Source organism: Streptomyces sp. NPDC104307 (assembly GCF_055584045.1).
In genome coordinates, this window is the sequence record NZ_JBVJMU010000009.1 from 1 (window position 1) to 14,514 (window position 14,514).

Sequence of the window (14,514 nt, forward strand, 5' to 3'; positions counted from 1 at the left end):
CACCCCCCCCCCCCCCCCCCCCCCCCAACCCCCCCGCCCCGGCCCCCCCCCCCACCGCCCACCCCCGGGGGCACCACCAAAACCCAACCCGCGGGGGGGCCCCCGGCGGGTTGACCGGCCCACCACCGAAAGGGGTGAACCGGCGTAACTTTCCCACCCCTGTAGCGTTCTGTCGCGCTATAGAGGCGGTCGACTACGTACGGTCAGGCAGCGACGGCCTCCGCCCGCGCCGCCCGGCGGACCGCCGCGAGAGCCGGATCGAGTGCCGGAACGGCCGCCAGGAGCTGTCTGGTGTACGGATCACGAGGCGCTCCGTAGACCTGTTCCACCGGGCCCTCCTCGACGATCCGGCCGTGGCGCATGACGGCCACCCGGTCGCTGACCTGCCGGACGACCGCGAGATCGTGCGCGATGAAGACCAGCGCGAGTCCCAGTTCCCGCTGGAGCTCGGCCAGCAGCGCGGTCACCTGGGCCTGGGTCGTCACGTCGAGGGCGGAGACCGCCTCGTCGCAGACGATCAGCCTCGGTTCCGCGGCCAGCGCCCGCGCGATGCCGACGCGTTGGCGCTGCCCGCCGCTGAACTCGTGCGGATAGCGGTCGTACTGCTCGGGATCGAGTCCGACGCGCTCCAGCAGGTCCCGTACGCGCGCCCTGATCGCGCTCTCGTCGCGCTGCCCGCGCGCCCGCAGCGGATCCGCGACGGACTCGCCCACGGAGCGGCGCGGGTTGAGCGAGGAGACCGGGTCCTGGAAGACCATCTGCACCCGGTCCACCCGGTCGAGCCGGCCGGAGGTGGGCTCCAGGAGGCCGACGAGCATCCGCCCGAGGGTGGTCTTGCCGCTGCCGCTCTCCCCGACGATGCCGAGCGTCTCGCCGTGGCGGACGGTGAGGGAGACCCCGTCCACTGCGGCCAGGGCGGACTTCCCCCGCCCGAACACCTGCCGCAGGCCGTCGGCCTCGACGAGCACCTCGGCCGTGTCGGGGCCAGTACGCCCGGCCGCACTGGCCGCACCAGGCGCACCACCGGCACCAGCCGCACCAGCCGCGTCAGCAACGCCACCCGGCTCCGGGGCGATGCGCGGAACCGCGGACAGCAGCGCCTTCGTGTACGGCTCGCGCGGCGCGCGCAGTACCTCGGCCACCGGCCCCCGTTCCACCGCGAGGCCGGACCGCATGACCAGCACCTCGTCCACCGACTCCGCCGCCACGCCCACGTCATGGGTGACCAGCAGCAGCCCCATGCCCGTCTCGCGGCGCAGCCCGTGCAGCAGGTCGAGGATCTGGGCCTGGACGGTGACGTCGAGCGCGGTCGTCGGCTCGTCCGCGATCAGCAGCTCCGGCTCGCAGGCCAGCGCCATCGCGATGAGTGCGCGCTGCCGCATCCCGCCGGAGAACTCGTGCGGCCGGGAGCGGGAGCGGCGTACCGCGTCCGGAATCCCGACCCGGTCCAGCACCTCGACGGCCCTGGTCCGGGCCGCCCGCCGGGAGACCCGGTTGTGGACCCGGTACACCTGGGCGATCTGGTCGCCCACCGCGTAGTACGGGTCCAGCGAGGAGAGCGGGTCCTGGAAGACCATCGCGGCCTTCGCCCCGCGCAGCCCGCGCAGTTCGGCGTCCCCGGCGGACTGGACGTCCACGCCCGCGACCCGGACCGAGCCGCCGACCTTGGCGCCGGTCCCCCGGTGCAGTCCGAGCAGGGCGTACGCGGAGGCGCTCTTGCCGGAGCCGGACTCACCGACGACGCCGAGCGCGCCGCCGGCCTCCAGCGAGAACGACAGTCCGCGCACCGCGTGCACGTCGCCGAAGGAGATCGAGAGATCGGTGACCTCGACGAGACTCATGACAGCACCACCCGTCGGTCGGCCATCGCCTGGAGGATGTCCGCGACGGCATTGGCGAGGACGACGAAGAACCCGGTGACGAGCACCAGGCCGACGACGACCGGGAGGTCCACGTTCCGTACGGCCGCGACGAGTTCGCGGCCGACCCCCGGAATCCCGAAGAGGGACTCGGTGAGCACGGCGCCGCCGAACATCGCGCCGATGTCCACGGCGCCGAGCGCGATCACCGGGGCGAGCGCCCCGCGCAGGGCGTGCCGTCCGACGATCGCGCGCTCGCTGACCCCGTACGCCCTGAAGGTGCGCACATGGTCCTCGGCGAGCGTCTCCAGCATCGAGGCGCGGGTCATCCGCGCGTACGGGGCGGCGGAGACGAGTGCAAGCGAGATCCAGGGCAGCAGCAGGTTCCAGGCCCACTGCTCCGGGTCGTCCGTGAACGGCACGTAGTCCGGGAACGGCAGGATCTGGAGCGCGGTGACGCAGATGATGATCAGCAGCAGACCGATCACGAAGACCGGTGTGGCCATACCCGCCAGGGTGATCCCGGTGAGAACGCGCTCGGTGGCGCGGCCGCGCCGCCACACCGAGAGCACTCCGGTGCCGACCCCGAGCACCATCCACAGCACGAAGGCGCCGACGGCGAGCGAGGCGGTGGCCGGCAGCTTGGCGACGATCAGCTGGGTGACCTGCTGGCCGCTCTGGTACGAGAGTCCGAGGCAGGGGGCCTGGCAGTGCACCACACCGGTTCCGGTGGAGTAGTCGCGGCCGGTGACCAGCGCCTGGAGGAAGTGCGCGTACTGCACGTACACCGGGTCGTCGAGCCTCAGTTGCTCGCTGACCTGGGCCACCTGGGCGGGCGAGCAGCGCGGACCGCAGGCGATCTGCGCGACGTTGCCCGGTGCCACGTAGAACGCGGCGTAGACGACGACGCTCAGGGCGAGCAGCACGAAGAGTGCTCCGCCCAGGCGCCGCAGCAGGAAGGACGTCATGCTCCGGCCTCCTTCTTCGCGCCGGTGCCGATCCGCAGCCGGGAGGCGGCACGCGGGTCGAGCGCGGTGCGCACGCCCTCGCCGAGAACGGTGAGCGCCAGCACGGTGACGAAGAGCAGTCCGGCCGGGATCAGCAGATAGGTGGGCGCGGCCTGGTACCAGGTGTCGGCGTCGCTGAGCATCTGTCCCCAGGACGGTGTGGGCGGCTTGATGCCGACGCCGAGGAAGGACAGCGCGGCCTCGACGACGATGTTGGAGGGGAAGAGCAGGACGGCGTACGTGATGACGGGCGCCGCCAGCGCGGGCAGCAGCTCGCGCCGGGCGATCTGCCAGGGGCCCCAGCCGCTGAGCCGGGCGGCGGCGACGTGGTCGAGCGATTTCAGGGCGAGGGTCTTCGCGCGTACGACCTTGGAGATGTGGGTCCAGCCGACCAGTCCGACGAGCAGCGCGATCAGTACCGGGCGCGGGAATCCGGCCGGGACGACGGCGAGCGCGCCGAGCGCGGCCACCATGACCGGCAGGGCGACCATGACGTCGGTGATCCGGCTGAACACCTGGTCGACGAAGCGGTTGCCGAGTCCGGCCGCGAGGCCGACGGCGACGCCGATGGCGACCTGGAGCAGCGTCGCGCCGAGCGCAACGCCGAGCGAGACGCGGGCGCCGTACACGATGCGGGCGAAGAGGTCGCGTCCGGTGAGCGGTTCGACGCCGAGCCAGTGCTCCGCGCTGATCCCGCCGAAGGAGCCGAGCGGCACCCCGCCGGTGGCGGAGTCGACGAGGTCGGGGTGGTACGTGGTGGGGTTCTGGCCCTCGATGCCCGCGAGCAGCGGTGCGGCGAGCGCGGTCAGGACCAGCAGGGCGACGAGGACGGCGGCGACCAGGGCGGAGCGCCGGGTGCGCAGCCGCCGCCAGAACGGATGGGCCCCGGAGGCGGGGGCCGCGACGGCCCCCGCCTCCTTGACCAGCAGTGCTTCGGTCATGGCTACTTGACCGCGACCTGCGAGATGTCGAGCACGCCGGTCCAGTCGCTGATCACGATGTTCTTGACGGACTCGCCGTACAGGCGCTTGTAGACCGGGTGGAACAGCGGCACGGTCAGCGCCTGCTCACCGACCTTCTTGTCGAGCGCGCCCCAGCGCTTGGCGGCGGCGCTCAGGTCGGTCAGCTTGTTGATCTCGTCGATCTCCTTGTTGACCGAGGGGTCGTTCAGCTGGGAGGAGTTGAAGTTGTACCCGGCCTTGACGATCTGGCGTCCATCAAAGATCGGGGCGAAGAACGGGCCGCCGGAGGGCCAGTCGGCGCCCCAGCCGGCGAGGAAGAAGCCGGGCTCGGTCTTCACGTTGTAGACGGTGTCGGAGTAGGCGTTGTCCTCCAGGCCCCGGAGCTTGGCGGTGATGCCGGCCTTCTTCAGCGCCTCCTGGAGCGCGGTGGCGATCTCGGGGCTTGTGGCGAAGTTCTTCTCGTTGTCGTGCGTGAGGGTGACGGTCAGCCCCTTGGGGTATCCGGCCTCCTTCAGCAGCTTCTTCGCCTTGGCCGCGTCGCCGTTCTTTCCGGCCGGGAAGGCGTCGTACGGCGTGTAGCCGAAGGAGGCCTGGTCGGGCAGGAAGGTGGTGGCGGGCTCGGCGAGCGAGGAGCCGCCCGCGGCGTTGACGACGGAGGTGCGGTCGACGGCGTACGAGATCGCCTGGCGCACCTTCGGGTTGTCGAACGGCTTCACCTTCGGGTTGAAGGCGATGTAGTTGCTGTAGCCGAAGTGGCCGGTGCCGACCCGGGCGGCGAGCTTCTTGTCGCCGCTGACCTTGGCGAGCTCGGCCGGGCCGAGGTTGGTGTCGGTGGTGACGGCGGCCGCGTCGGCGCCCTGCGAGGCGGACAGCCGCTGGTTGATGACGGCGGAGTCGAGGCCGGAGCGGACGTCGATCCGGTCGGGGTAGGCCTTGCGCTCCTCGTCGGTGGCGGCCGACCAGTGGGTGTTGCGCTCCAGGATGAGGCGCTCGCCGTCGCCCTCGTTCTTGACGACCTTGTACGGGCCGGAGGAGAGCGGGTGCTCCTCGTACTTCGTGCCGGTGTCCTTGGCCTTGGGCACGGGCGTGGTCTGCGTCTGGCTGGCCAGGAAGGGGAACTCGCCCTCGGGCTTGTTGAGGTGGAAGACGATCGTCTTCGCGTCGGGCGTCTCGATCGAGTCGAGGCCCTTCTTGTCCTTGTACGGGCCCTGGTAGCCGGCCCCGCCGATCAGCCAGTCGCGCAGATAGGGCGCACCGCCGGAGAGTTCGGCGGCGAAGGAGCGCTCGACGCCGTACTTGATGTCGGCGCTCGTGATCGCGGTGCCGTCCTCGTACTTCAGGTTGTCCTTGAGCGTGTACGTCCAGACGGTGGCGTTCTTGCTGGGCCTGCCGAGGTCGGTCGCCAGGTCGGGGACGACCTTCGAGCCGGCCGCGCCGTCCTCCCGGTTGCGGGTGGTGAGGGTGCGGAAGACGAGCGAGGGGACGTTGCCGCCGCCGGAGGTGTAGAGCCGGCCGGGGTCGAAGTCCTCCTGCGGGGCGCTGTTGAGGACGGTCAGCGTGCCGCCCTTCCTGGGCGCGCCCGCCGCACCGGAGCTGTCGTCGCTCCCCTTGCCGCTGCCCTCTGGCCCGCAGGCCGCGGCGGTTGCTGTCACGACGATGACTGCGGCGGCCGCTGCTGCGCGGCGCGATATGACGGACGGTTGACGCATCGGAAGATGACCTCTCGGAGAACTGCCTGGGTGAGGGATACAGGAGCGGATCCGTGCAGGCGGCGAGAGGGACATGTGCGTACGACCGGTCGGTACCGGGACCGGAACACTGGTAACTGCCGCGCCTGCGGACGGAGTACGCCCGGTGCGGCAGTCGGGAGGGGTCCGGCCGGCCCGTCAGGGCTCGGACGGCGGGGGCCGACGCGCACTCGGGCAGGCGTCAGCAACAGTCGACGTCGGCGACACTGTGCCCGGTCACACCGATGAGCGCCAGCTCGATGGCTGCGCGTTCGGAGGTGAGGGGGCTGTGTGACATGCCGAGAAATATGGGCGACGGCCCACCCGATGTCAACGCGATACGAGACGGCCGTCTCAGTATTCGGACGGGGCGCGCCGGGAGACCACCCCCGACGGTCCGGCGACCGGCCTTCCCGGCACCGGACCCGCGTCCCCTCACACGACTGCGGGCCGGGCTCAACCCTTCGGGTACACCCAGGCGTTGGGCCGGCACTTGATGTTGTCGATATCGAGCGATTTGGTCTGCTGCTGCATCACCGGAGCGAGGGTGCCCGGCGTGCGGCAGCTCACATGGTTGTGCCCCAGCCGGTGGCCCACCTCGTGGTTGATCAGCATCTGCCGGTAGGAGTAGAGCTTGTCCGGACCGAAGGTGGACGAGCCCTGGGCCCAGCGATAGGCGTTGATCATCACGCGCTCGGTGGCGGCGGAGTCACAGGAGACGTTGTCCACGGTCGTGTCCAGGCCCGACTTCTCGCACCAGACGCCGGTGGTTCCCGGACTGGCCAGCGTGATCACGAAATCCGGATCGCCGGTGGAAGTCCGTTGGAAGGTCATCGCGCCGTCGTGCGCCCAACTGCGTTCATCATTAAGGGTTTTCTGGACCGCATCGGCAAAGAGCGCGGAATCGAGGCCGAGCCCCTTCTCGATGTCGATCCGGTAGACGTACCGGTGTCCCTTACCCGGAGCCTTCGCCGCTCCCGGCACCGCTTCGAATTTCCCGGAACCCTTGAGCTTCGGTGCCAGCGGGTAGGGCTTGGCCATTTTCTGCTCGTACGTCAGGGGCTTGACCGCCACCTTGGGCGCGGGGGTCTTCCTGCCGTCCGAACGGGAGGCGCCGTCCGCGCCGTCCCGGTCGACGCCCGCGGCCTGCGCGGCGCCCGAGCGGCCACCGCCGTCGTGGGCGACCTGGCCCGCCACGACCACCGCGAGCACCGTGGTCACCGCGGCGGCCGCGATACCGGTGAAGGTGCGACCCCTGCCGCCCCTGGACTCCTTGGGCGCGCCGTCCTCGCCGCCGGGCGGCTGCCCGTCCCGGTCACCGGTGGAGCTGGACGGGTCGGCGGGGGCGTCCTGCTCCGGCGCCGGGCCGCGAGGCGGCCGGGCGGGCTGGGTCGGCTGGGCGCGCTGGGTCGACTGGGTCGACTGGGTCGGCTGGGCGTCGAACGCCTCGACGAACTCCCTGCGCGGTCCCGGTATCAGCGGCTTGGTGCCGGTCCCCTGAGCCTGCGGACGCGGGGGCGCCGAGGCCTGGACGCCGGTGCGGCCGGTGCCGCCGCGCGGCGGCACCGGCCGCTCGACGGGTCCGGTGCCCCAGCCGCCACCGGGCTCACGCTGTTCGGGGTGGCCACCGCGCACCTGGGGTGCGCCCTGGAACGGGGTGGGGCCGCCGGGGGCCGGTGGCGCCTCGCCCGGCCGCCTGCGCCGGCCGTTGCCGGGTGCCGGCCTGGTGTCCTCGCGCCCGGCACCCGATTCCGCCGGGGCGGACCCGGTCTCAGGGGCCTTGGGCCCAGGGCCCTTTCGACTGTGTCGTCCCACGCCCCGGATCAGCTCCCGCCGTCTTCGTCGAGTAGTTCCCGGAACGCCTGGGCGACCGCCTCCGGGTACTCCATCATCGCCACGTGCCCCGCGTCGGGCAGTGTCAGCAGCCGCGAATCGCGGAAGGCCGCGGACGCCCTGCGTGCCATCCGGTACGAGACGAGCCGGTCCCGTCCGCCGTACACGAGCTGGGTCGGTGCGAGCACCCGCTCGGCCTGACGCCACAGCCCGTGCTGCCCGCCCAACGTGTACGCGTCGACGATGCCACGTGCCGAGCGCGCCATGGCGTCCCAGAAGTACGGCAGTTCCAGCCGTCGCTCCATTTCGGCCACCGCCGCACGGAAGCCCTCCTCCGAGACCCGTGCCGGATCGCCGTAACAGAGTGCCATGACTCCACGGGTGCGTTCTTCCGCGGTCCAGTCCCGGCTCATCCGGGTGAACAGGGTTACGAGTCCCGGAACCGCGAGCAGTGCGGTCGGCGCGGCCGACAACTGCACCCGGATCTCGGGGAGCGCGGGCGAGATCAGGGTCAGCGTGCGCACCAGGTCGGGGCGGACCGCGGCGACCCTGGTGGCCACCGAGCCGCCGAGGGAGTTGCCGAACAGATGGACGGGTCCGCGCTCCTCCGCGTCCAGGAAGCGGATCACCGCGCGGGCGTGACCGGTGACCGAGTAGTTGCCGTCGTCCGGGGGCGGGGAGTCCCCGAAACCCGGCAGGTCCAGCGCCTCACCGTCCACCACGTCCTGGAGCAGCGGCATCAGCGCCGACCAGTTCTGCGAGGAGCCACCGAGGCCGTGCACGTAGAGGGCGGGCGCGAGGCCCGTCCGCTCCGGTGGCCGCGATCGGACGTTCAGTGTGAGCCCGGCCAGCGTGACGGAGCGGAGTCTCTCGCCCTCCGCGACCCTGACGGTGCTCACTGTGGGCGCCGCCGCCGCTGCGGCGGCGGCACGGACTCCCGGCAGCTCGGTCGAAGACATGCGGCAATGTTACGAGACGATCACACCGCGATTCGTGTGTTGGCCGTCACACACCGCATAGCGGCATCGGGGCCCTGCTCCTAGGCTCGGAACAAGGAAGGGAGCCACCATGACGGTCGACCCCAGTGACCCGGAGTCCTTCGAAGGCGTCCAGCCCGACGGACCCGGCCAGGAGACACCCGAGGCGGACGCCGCGGAGCAGCAGGCGGAGCTGCGGCCCGAGAGCGACGAACCGCTGACGGAAGTCGACCGGAACCGTGCGAACGAGGCGGACGCGGCGGAACAGGCCCGCGCCGTCTCGCACGACGAGCACGACGAGGACGATTACCGCTGAGGCGAGGACGATTACCGCTGATACGTCCCGCTATACGGCAGAGGTCACCAGGAAATGCGGCTACCGCGGGCGTCCGGTCCGTGAAATTCTGCGTCCGCGCCGCGCATACCCCGGTTACCCGAAAGTACGATGGCGGTATGGCGCAGCGAGTACGGAACGGCTGTGTCGGAACACAAATTTGGGAGGCGGCGTGACAGCCATCGAGCAGACCGAGGCGGCGCGTCCGCGGGGCACTCGCCTGCCGCGTCGCGCCCGACGCAATCAGCTCCTGGGCGCCGCCCAGGAGGTTTTCGTCGCGCAGGGCTACCACTCCGCCGCGATGGACGACATCGCGGAGCGGGCCGGGGTCAGCAAGCCGGTGCTCTACCAGCACTTCCCGGGCAAGCTGGAGCTCTACCTGGCCCTGCTCGACCAGCACTGCGAGTCGCTGCTCCAGGCGGTCCGCACGGCGCTCGCGTCGACGACCGACAACAAGCTGCGCGTGGCAGCGACGATGGATGCCTACTTCGCGTACGTCGAGGACGAGGGCGGCGCCTTCCGGCTGGTCTTCGAGTCCGACCTGACCAACGAGCCCGCCGTGCGCGAGCGGGTGGACCGGGTCTCGCTGCAGTGCGCCGAGGCGATCTCCGATGTGATCGCCGGTGACACGGGCCTGTCCAAGGACGAGTCCATGCTGCTCGCGGTCGGCCTGGGCGGGGTGTCCCAGGTGGTCGCCCGCTACTGGCTCTCCAGCCGGTCCGCCATCCCGCGCGACACCGCGGTCGAGCTGCTCACCTCGCTGGCCTGGCGGGGCATCGCGGGCTTCCCGCTGCACGGCATCGATCAGCACTGAGATCAGCACCGGGTGGGAGGGCCGGCGCCCGTGTTCGCTGCGGGCGTTGCCCGCGGATCCCTGGTCACCGTCGGCAGCGGGCTAATGTGTGCTGCGTACGGCGCGGTTCACCGCGCAGGGACTGACCGTCGGAGGGACATAGCCGTGGAGGTCAAGATCGGGGTGCAGCACACGCCCCGGGAGATCGTTCTGGAGAGCGGGCTTTCCGCCGAAGAGGTCGAGAGCGCGGTTTCCGAGGCTCTCGCCGGCAAGGCGCGGCTGCTCAGCCTCACGGACGAGAAGGGCCGCAAGGTCCTGGTGCCGGCCGACCGGATCGCCTACGTGGAGATCGGCGAGCCCAGCACACGACGGGTGGGGTTCGGCGCGCTCTAGGAGCGCGCGGACACAGCGACCGCGGAAAGCGGCCCGGCGGGGGATCCCCCCGCCGGGCCGCTTTCCGTTGCGCGTCCGGCGGCCGGCCCCGCGCGGCGCGGCCGCTTCATGTACGACAGTCGAATTCCTGTGCGTTCCTGTGCGACGGCTGGGCGAAGCCTGTCCGCGGAATGATTGTGTTCCGCGGCCCGGGGGTAGTACCGCGTAGACCGAATTGCCCGCCCCGTAACCTGCGAGGTGATCGTCTGTGATCTTTGAAACCCTGGGCTCCGTCGTGCTCGGACTGGCCCTGTCCTGGGCGGCACTGCGCTCCCTGTCGCCCCGCCTCCCGTCCCGCCGGACCGTCTTCGGTACCGGAGCGCTGGGAGCCCTGTTCGGCCTCTATCTGATGCACTCGGTGCTGGGCCCCGGCCACGCGGCGGCGACGATGATCGGCGCGGCGCTCATCTCCGCGGTGACGGTCTCCCTGCTGATCCGCCCGCGCAGCCGCCGGATCAACAGGTCGGCGGCCGCCTGACACCGCGGGGCGGTGCTAAGCCGCGAGCCCCAGGGTGGCCATCCGCTTGGTGTGCGCCTCGGTGATCCGCGAGAACATCCGGCCGACCTCGGCCAGATCGAATCCGTCCGCCACCCCGCCCACCAGCATGGTGGACAGCGCGTCGCGGTCGGCCACCACGCGCTGGGCCTGCGAGAGCGCCTCGCCCATCAGCCGGCGGGCCCACAGCGCGAGCCGGCCGCCGAGCCTGGGGTCCGCCTCGATCGCGGCGCGCACCTTCTCGACGGCGAAGTTGCCGTGGCCCGTGTCATCGAGCACGGCGAGCACGAGGGAACGGGTGTCGGAGTCGAGCCTGGCCGCGACCTCACGGTAGAAGTCACTGGCGATCGAGTCACCGACATAGGCCTTGACCAGGCCTTCCAGCCAGTCCGACGGGGCGGTCTGGCGGTGGAAGTCGTCGAGCGCCTTCGCGAACGGCTCCATCGCACCGGTCGGCTGCACCTCGATCGCCGTCAGCCGGTCGGTCAACCGCTCGAAGTGGTGGAATTCCGCGGACGCCATCCTCGCCAGCGCCGCCTTGTCACCCAGCGTCGGCGCGAGTTTCGCGTCCTCGGCGAGCCGCTCGAAGGCCGCCAGCTCCCCGTAGGCAAGTGCTCCCAGCAGGTCCACGACGGCGGCCCGGTACTGCGGCTCCGCGGACGCGGTGGCCCAGTCCTGGTCGGCGATTCGGGTGGATGCGGGGGTTTCGGTAGCGTTGTCAGGCGTCTCCATGGACCGCAGAATAGCCCGCCCGCCGAGACGCGGACGGGTCCGGCCGCAGACTGACGTCACACCGTTCCGATGAATTCGCCCAACACAGATGCGCGAATCCGGGGTACAGTGGTATTGCGCTTACTGAGCATTTTGCAACTGCTCGTCGCGCGAAACTGAATGAGGATGCCCGGTCGGTGGCCCGATCGGCTCCGACCCGACAGCCCTCCACGCGAGGCGTACGCCACGTACGACCGCAGATGAGGGGCCCCCTCAGCGGCACGAGCGCTCGAGCGACGGCAGTGGTCCCGCGCCACCCGGCCCATCCACGGCCGGATGACCAACCCCGGCACGGTACGACCCCCTTCGTTCGCCTCGGACCGCGTTTCACAGAAGAGGCAATACCCTGACTACGTTCCGAGACCTCGGGATTCTTCCCGAGACGGCCGAGGCACTTGAGTCCGTCGGCATCATGTCCCCCTTCCCCATCCAGGAGATGACGCTCCCCGTAGCGCTCTCCGGCTCCGATGTCATCGGACAGGCCAAGACCGGCACCGGCAAGACGCTCGGTTTCGGGCTGCCGCTGCTGGAGCGCGTCACCGTCCCCGCGGACGTCGAGGCGGGCCGGGCAGCGCCCGAGAAGCTCACCGACGCGCCGCAGGCCCTGATCGTCGTCCCCACCCGCGAGCTGTGCCAGCAGGTCACCAACGACCTCCAGACCGCCGGCAAGGTCCGTAACGTCCGCGTTCTCGCGATCTACGGCGGCCGGGCGTACGAGCCCCAGGTGGAGGCCCTCAAGAAGGGCGTCGACGTCGTCGTCGGCACCCCGGGCCGGCTGCTCGACCTCGCGGGCCAGCGCAAGCTCGACCTCTCACACATCCGCGTCCTCGTCCTCGACGAGGCCGACGAGATGCTGGACCTGGGCTTCCTGCCCGACGTCGAGCGCATCATCACGATGCTGCCGGCCAAGCGGCAGACCATGCTGTTCTCCGCGACCATGCCGGGCGCGGTCATCAGCCTCGCGCGCCGCTACATGTCGCAGCCGACGCACATCAACGCCACCTCGCCCGACGACGAGGGCACGACCGTCAAGAACACCGCGCAGTACGTCTACCGCGCGCACAACATGGACAAGCCGGAGATGGTCTCGCGCATCCTCCAGGCCAACGGCCGCGGACTCGCGATGATCTTCTGCCGCACCAAGCGCACCGCCGCCGACATCGCGGAGCAGCTGGAGAAGCGCGGTTTCGCCTCCGGCGCCGTCCACGGCGACCTCGGCCAGGGCGCCCGCGAGCAGGCGCTGCGCGCCTTCCGCAACGGCAAGGTCGACGTGCTCGTCTGCACCGACGTCGCGGCGCGCGGTATCGATGTCGAGGGTGTCACCCACGTCATCAACTACCAGTCGCCCGAGGACGAGAAGACGTACCTGCACCGGATCGGCCGGACCGGCCGGGCGGGTGCCAAGGGCATCGCGATCACGCTGGTCGACTGGGACGACATCCCGCGCTGGCAGCTGATCAACAAGGCCCTGGACCTGAAGTTCCCGGACCCGCCGGAGACGTACTCCACCTCTCCGCACCTGTACGAGGAGCTGGACATCCCGGCCGGCACCAAGGGTGTCCTGCCGCGTACCGAGCGCACCCGCGCCGGTCTGCGGGCCGAGGAGATGGAGGACCTCGGCGAGACGGGTGGCCGCGGCCGCAAGTCCGCCGCCGCCTCCGCACCCGCCGTCCGCGAGGAGCGCCCCCCGCGCACGCCGCGTCAGCGCCGTCGCACCCGGGGCGGTTCCGCCGCGGAGGAGAACGCCGCGACGGTACCCGCACCTGCCGTCGAGGCCCCCGCCGTCGAGACGCCCGCCGAAGGCGCCACGGAGCCGCGTACGCCGCGCCGGCGTCGGCGCGGCCGCGTCGGTGTCCCGGAGGTCGTGGCCGAGGCCGCGGCGGAGGTGGCGCAGGCCGCCCCGGTCGTCGTCATCGACCCCGAGCCCGCGGCAAAGACCACGACCAGGCCGCCCAGGTCGCCCAAGGCCAAGGCCAAGACCGAGGTCACGGTGGAGGTGGCGGCCGAGACCGTGACCGCCACGAAGCCGCGTCGCAGCCGCGCCCGGGTCGTGAAGCCGGTGACGGAGGAGGTCGACTTCCAGACCGCCCCCGTGGCCGAGCCCGTGGCGGAGGCGAAGACGGTGACCAAGCCGCGCCGCCGCGCCCGGGTGATCAAGCCGGCCGAGGACGAGGTCGACTTCCAGATCGCGCCCATCGCCGAGCCGGAGAACGACTCCAGGCCGCGTCGTCGCACCCGTGCGGCCGCGAAGCCGAAGACGGAGGCCGTGGCGGACGCCTCGGTCACCGAGGGCGAGGCCAAGCCGCGCAGGCGTCGGGCACCGCGAGCGGCCGCCGCGAAGACCGAGAGCTGAGACCGAGAGCTGAGATTGACAGCTGAGAGCGGCGCCCGATGGCGCCGGAGTGCCCGAGGGGCCCGGGGGGATCCCCCCGGGCCCCTCGGGCGTTCACGGCATAACCTCGTCCCATGAGCCGGCCACCCACCTTCGTCCCGCCTCCCTGCACCCGGGCCCGTGCGCTGCACACCGAGCGCGGGGACTTCGCCGTCCTGGACGCGTCCCCGCCCAGCACGCCACGCGGCACCGCGCTCCTGCTGCCCGGCTTCACCGGCAGCAAGGAGGACTTCATCGCGCTGCTGGAACCATTGGCGGAAGCCGGCTACCGCGTGGTCGCCGTCGACGGGCGCGGGCAGTACGAGAGCGACGGGACGGACCGCCAGGAGTCCTACGCACAGGACGAGTTGGCGCGTGACGCACTCGCGCAGACGGCCGCGCTCGGCCTCGGCGGCGGCGCGGTCCACCTGCTCGGGCACTCGCTCGGCGGGCTGGTCGCACGCGCGGCGGCCATCCTGGATCCGGCACCGTTCCGGTCGCTGACCCTGATGTCCTCCGGGCCCGGCGTGGTCAGCGAGCCCCAGCGGGTCAAGCTGAAGATCCTGGGCGACGCGCTGGCGACCATGAGCATGGACCAGGTCTGGGAGGCCATGCGCGCCTTCGACCCGCCCACGGAGGCCGAGGCGGACGGCGGCGAGGACCTGCGGCGGCGCTGGATGCGTCACCGGCCCGCCCAGCTGATCGCCACCGGCCGCCAGCTGGCCACCGAGCCCGACCGGGTGGCCGAGGTCGCCGCCACCGGGCTGCCGGTCCACGTGGTCTCCGGCGAGCGTGACGACGTCTGGCCGGTGCCCCAGCTCGACGCGATGGCCGAGCGGCTGGGCGCCCGGCGGACCCGGATCGAGGGCGCGGAGCACTCCCCCAACACGGACCGGCCGGGGCCGACGGCTGCCGCGCTGGCCTCCTTCTGGGACAGCCTGTAACCAAGGGC

The 14,514-nt window shown here is 71.6% G+C and carries 14 protein-coding genes; 6 read left to right on the forward strand and 8 right to left on the reverse strand.

Features of this window, described 5'->3' with window-relative positions:
• Positions 1-203: 203 nt before the first annotated feature.
• The 7 genes from ACZ601_RS22555 to ACZ601_RS22585 all read right to left on the reverse strand — a co-directional run bounded on the left by ACZ601_RS22555 (position 204) and on the right by ACZ601_RS22585 (position 8,347).
• Entirely contained in the window at positions 204-1,841 is a 1,638-nt protein-coding gene (locus tag ACZ601_RS22555; RefSeq protein WP_469540684.1) for a dipeptide ABC transporter ATP-binding protein, read from the reverse strand.
• Entirely contained in the window at positions 1,838-2,827 is a 990-nt protein-coding gene (locus ACZ601_RS22560; RefSeq protein ID WP_440578548.1) for an ABC transporter permease, read from the reverse strand. The genes ACZ601_RS22555 and ACZ601_RS22560 overlap by 4 nt, the downstream gene beginning before the upstream one ends.
• Complete coding sequence (locus ACZ601_RS22565) at positions 2,824-3,807, reverse strand: ABC transporter permease (RefSeq protein ID WP_469540688.1); 984 nt, start codon at positions 3,805-3,807, stop codon at positions 2,824-2,826. The genes ACZ601_RS22560 and ACZ601_RS22565 overlap by 4 nt, the downstream gene beginning before the upstream one ends.
• A 2-nt stretch (positions 3,808-3,809) precedes the next feature.
• Positions 3,810-5,537 (reverse strand): ABC transporter substrate-binding protein, encoded by a 1,728-nt coding sequence (locus ACZ601_RS22570; RefSeq protein WP_469540690.1) that lies wholly within the window; start codon positions 5,535-5,537, stop codon positions 3,810-3,812.
• A gap of 220 nt (positions 5,538-5,757) precedes the next feature.
• A complete protein-coding gene (locus ACZ601_RS22575) occupies positions 5,758-5,853 on the reverse strand; it encodes an Ms4533A family Cys-rich leader peptide (RefSeq protein WP_327338899.1) in 96 nt (31 codons plus the stop codon).
• Positions 5,854-6,011: 158 nt separating this feature from the next.
• On the reverse strand, positions 6,012-7,370 hold the full coding sequence (locus ACZ601_RS22580; RefSeq protein WP_469540693.1) for a DUF3152 domain-containing protein: 1,359 nt from the start codon (positions 7,368-7,370) through the stop codon (positions 6,012-6,014).
• Between the two features lie 8 nt (positions 7,371-7,378).
• Positions 7,379-8,347 carry an alpha/beta fold hydrolase gene (locus tag ACZ601_RS22585; RefSeq protein ID WP_440577965.1) on the reverse strand — a complete coding sequence of 323 codons (969 nt, stop codon included), beginning with the start codon at positions 8,345-8,347 and terminating at the stop codon, positions 7,379-7,381.
• Positions 8,348-8,456: 109 nt separating this feature from the next.
• Here ACZ601_RS22585 and ACZ601_RS22590 point away from each other — a divergent pair, with 109 nt between their 5' ends.
• The 4 genes from ACZ601_RS22590 to ACZ601_RS22605 all read left to right on the forward strand — a co-directional run bounded on the left by ACZ601_RS22590 (position 8,457) and on the right by ACZ601_RS22605 (position 10,402).
• On the forward strand, positions 8,457-8,681 hold the full coding sequence (locus tag ACZ601_RS22590; protein WP_440577966.1) for a hypothetical protein: 225 nt from the start codon (positions 8,457-8,459) through the stop codon (positions 8,679-8,681).
• Between the two features lie 190 nt (positions 8,682-8,871).
• On the forward strand, positions 8,872-9,513 hold the full coding sequence (locus tag ACZ601_RS22595; protein ID WP_073736579.1) for a TetR/AcrR family transcriptional regulator: 642 nt from the start codon (positions 8,872-8,874) through the stop codon (positions 9,511-9,513).
• A gap of 144 nt (positions 9,514-9,657) precedes the next feature.
• Positions 9,658-9,885 (forward strand): DUF3107 domain-containing protein, encoded by a 228-nt coding sequence (locus tag ACZ601_RS22600; protein WP_374781919.1) that lies wholly within the window; start codon positions 9,658-9,660, stop codon positions 9,883-9,885.
• Between the two features lie 247 nt (positions 9,886-10,132).
• Positions 10,133-10,402, forward strand: a complete 270-nt coding sequence (locus ACZ601_RS22605; RefSeq protein WP_440577968.1) for a hypothetical protein — start codon at positions 10,133-10,135, stop codon at positions 10,400-10,402.
• Positions 10,403-10,417: 15 nt separating this feature from the next.
• Here the strand turns inward: ACZ601_RS22605 and ACZ601_RS22610 are convergent, their stop codons facing one another.
• Positions 10,418-11,152 (reverse strand): ferritin-like fold-containing protein, encoded by a 735-nt coding sequence (locus ACZ601_RS22610; RefSeq protein ID WP_469540698.1) that lies wholly within the window; start codon positions 11,150-11,152, stop codon positions 10,418-10,420.
• A 451-nt stretch (positions 11,153-11,603) separates the two neighbouring features.
• Between ACZ601_RS22610 and ACZ601_RS22615 the strand changes: the two genes are divergently transcribed.
• Together ACZ601_RS22615 and ACZ601_RS22620 are read left to right on the forward strand one after the other, a co-directional pair.
• The gene (locus ACZ601_RS22615; RefSeq protein ID WP_469540701.1) at positions 11,604-13,544 is read left to right on the forward strand and encodes a DEAD/DEAH box helicase; all 1,941 of its coding nucleotides are present in this window, start codon (positions 11,604-11,606) and stop codon (positions 13,542-13,544) included.
• A 113-nt stretch (positions 13,545-13,657) separates the two neighbouring features.
• Positions 13,658-14,506: an alpha/beta fold hydrolase gene (locus tag ACZ601_RS22620; RefSeq protein ID WP_469540706.1), complete on the forward strand. Its 849-nt coding sequence runs from the start codon at positions 13,658-13,660 to the stop codon at positions 14,504-14,506.
• Positions 14,507-14,514: the final 8 nt, after the last annotated feature.

What these genes read in the sequence shown, in the direction of transcription:
- ACZ601_RS22575 (WP_327338899.1), bottom strand. Translation starts at nt 5,853, where the DNA reads ATGTCACACAGCCCCCTCACCTCCGAACGCGCAGCCATCGAGCTGGCG.
- ACZ601_RS22570 (WP_469540690.1), bottom strand. Translation starts at nt 5,537, where the DNA reads ATGCGTCAACCGTCCGTCATATCGCGCCGCGCAGCAGCGGCCGCCGCA.
- ACZ601_RS22620 (WP_469540706.1), top strand. Translation starts at nt 13,658, where the DNA reads ATGAGCCGGCCACCCACCTTCGTCCCGCCTCCCTGCACCCGGGCCCGT.
- ACZ601_RS22555 (WP_469540684.1), bottom strand. Translation starts at nt 1,841, where the DNA reads ATGAGTCTCGTCGAGGTCACCGATCTCTCGATCTCCTTCGGCGACGTG.
- ACZ601_RS22610 (WP_469540698.1), bottom strand. Translation starts at nt 11,152, where the DNA reads ATGGAGACGCCTGACAACGCTACCGAAACCCCCGCATCCACCCGAATC.
- ACZ601_RS22585 (WP_440577965.1), bottom strand. Translation starts at nt 8,347, where the DNA reads ATGTCTTCGACCGAGCTGCCGGGAGTCCGTGCCGCCGCCGCAGCGGCG.
- ACZ601_RS22565 (WP_469540688.1), bottom strand. Translation starts at nt 3,807, where the DNA reads ATGACCGAAGCACTGCTGGTCAAGGAGGCGGGGGCCGTCGCGGCCCCC.
- ACZ601_RS22615 (WP_469540701.1), top strand. Translation starts at nt 11,604, where the DNA reads ATGTCCCCCTTCCCCATCCAGGAGATGACGCTCCCCGTAGCGCTCTCC.
- ACZ601_RS22560 (WP_440578548.1), bottom strand. Translation starts at nt 2,827, where the DNA reads ATGACGTCCTTCCTGCTGCGGCGCCTGGGCGGAGCACTCTTCGTGCTG.
- ACZ601_RS22590 (WP_440577966.1), top strand. Translation starts at nt 8,457, where the DNA reads ATGACGGTCGACCCCAGTGACCCGGAGTCCTTCGAAGGCGTCCAGCCC.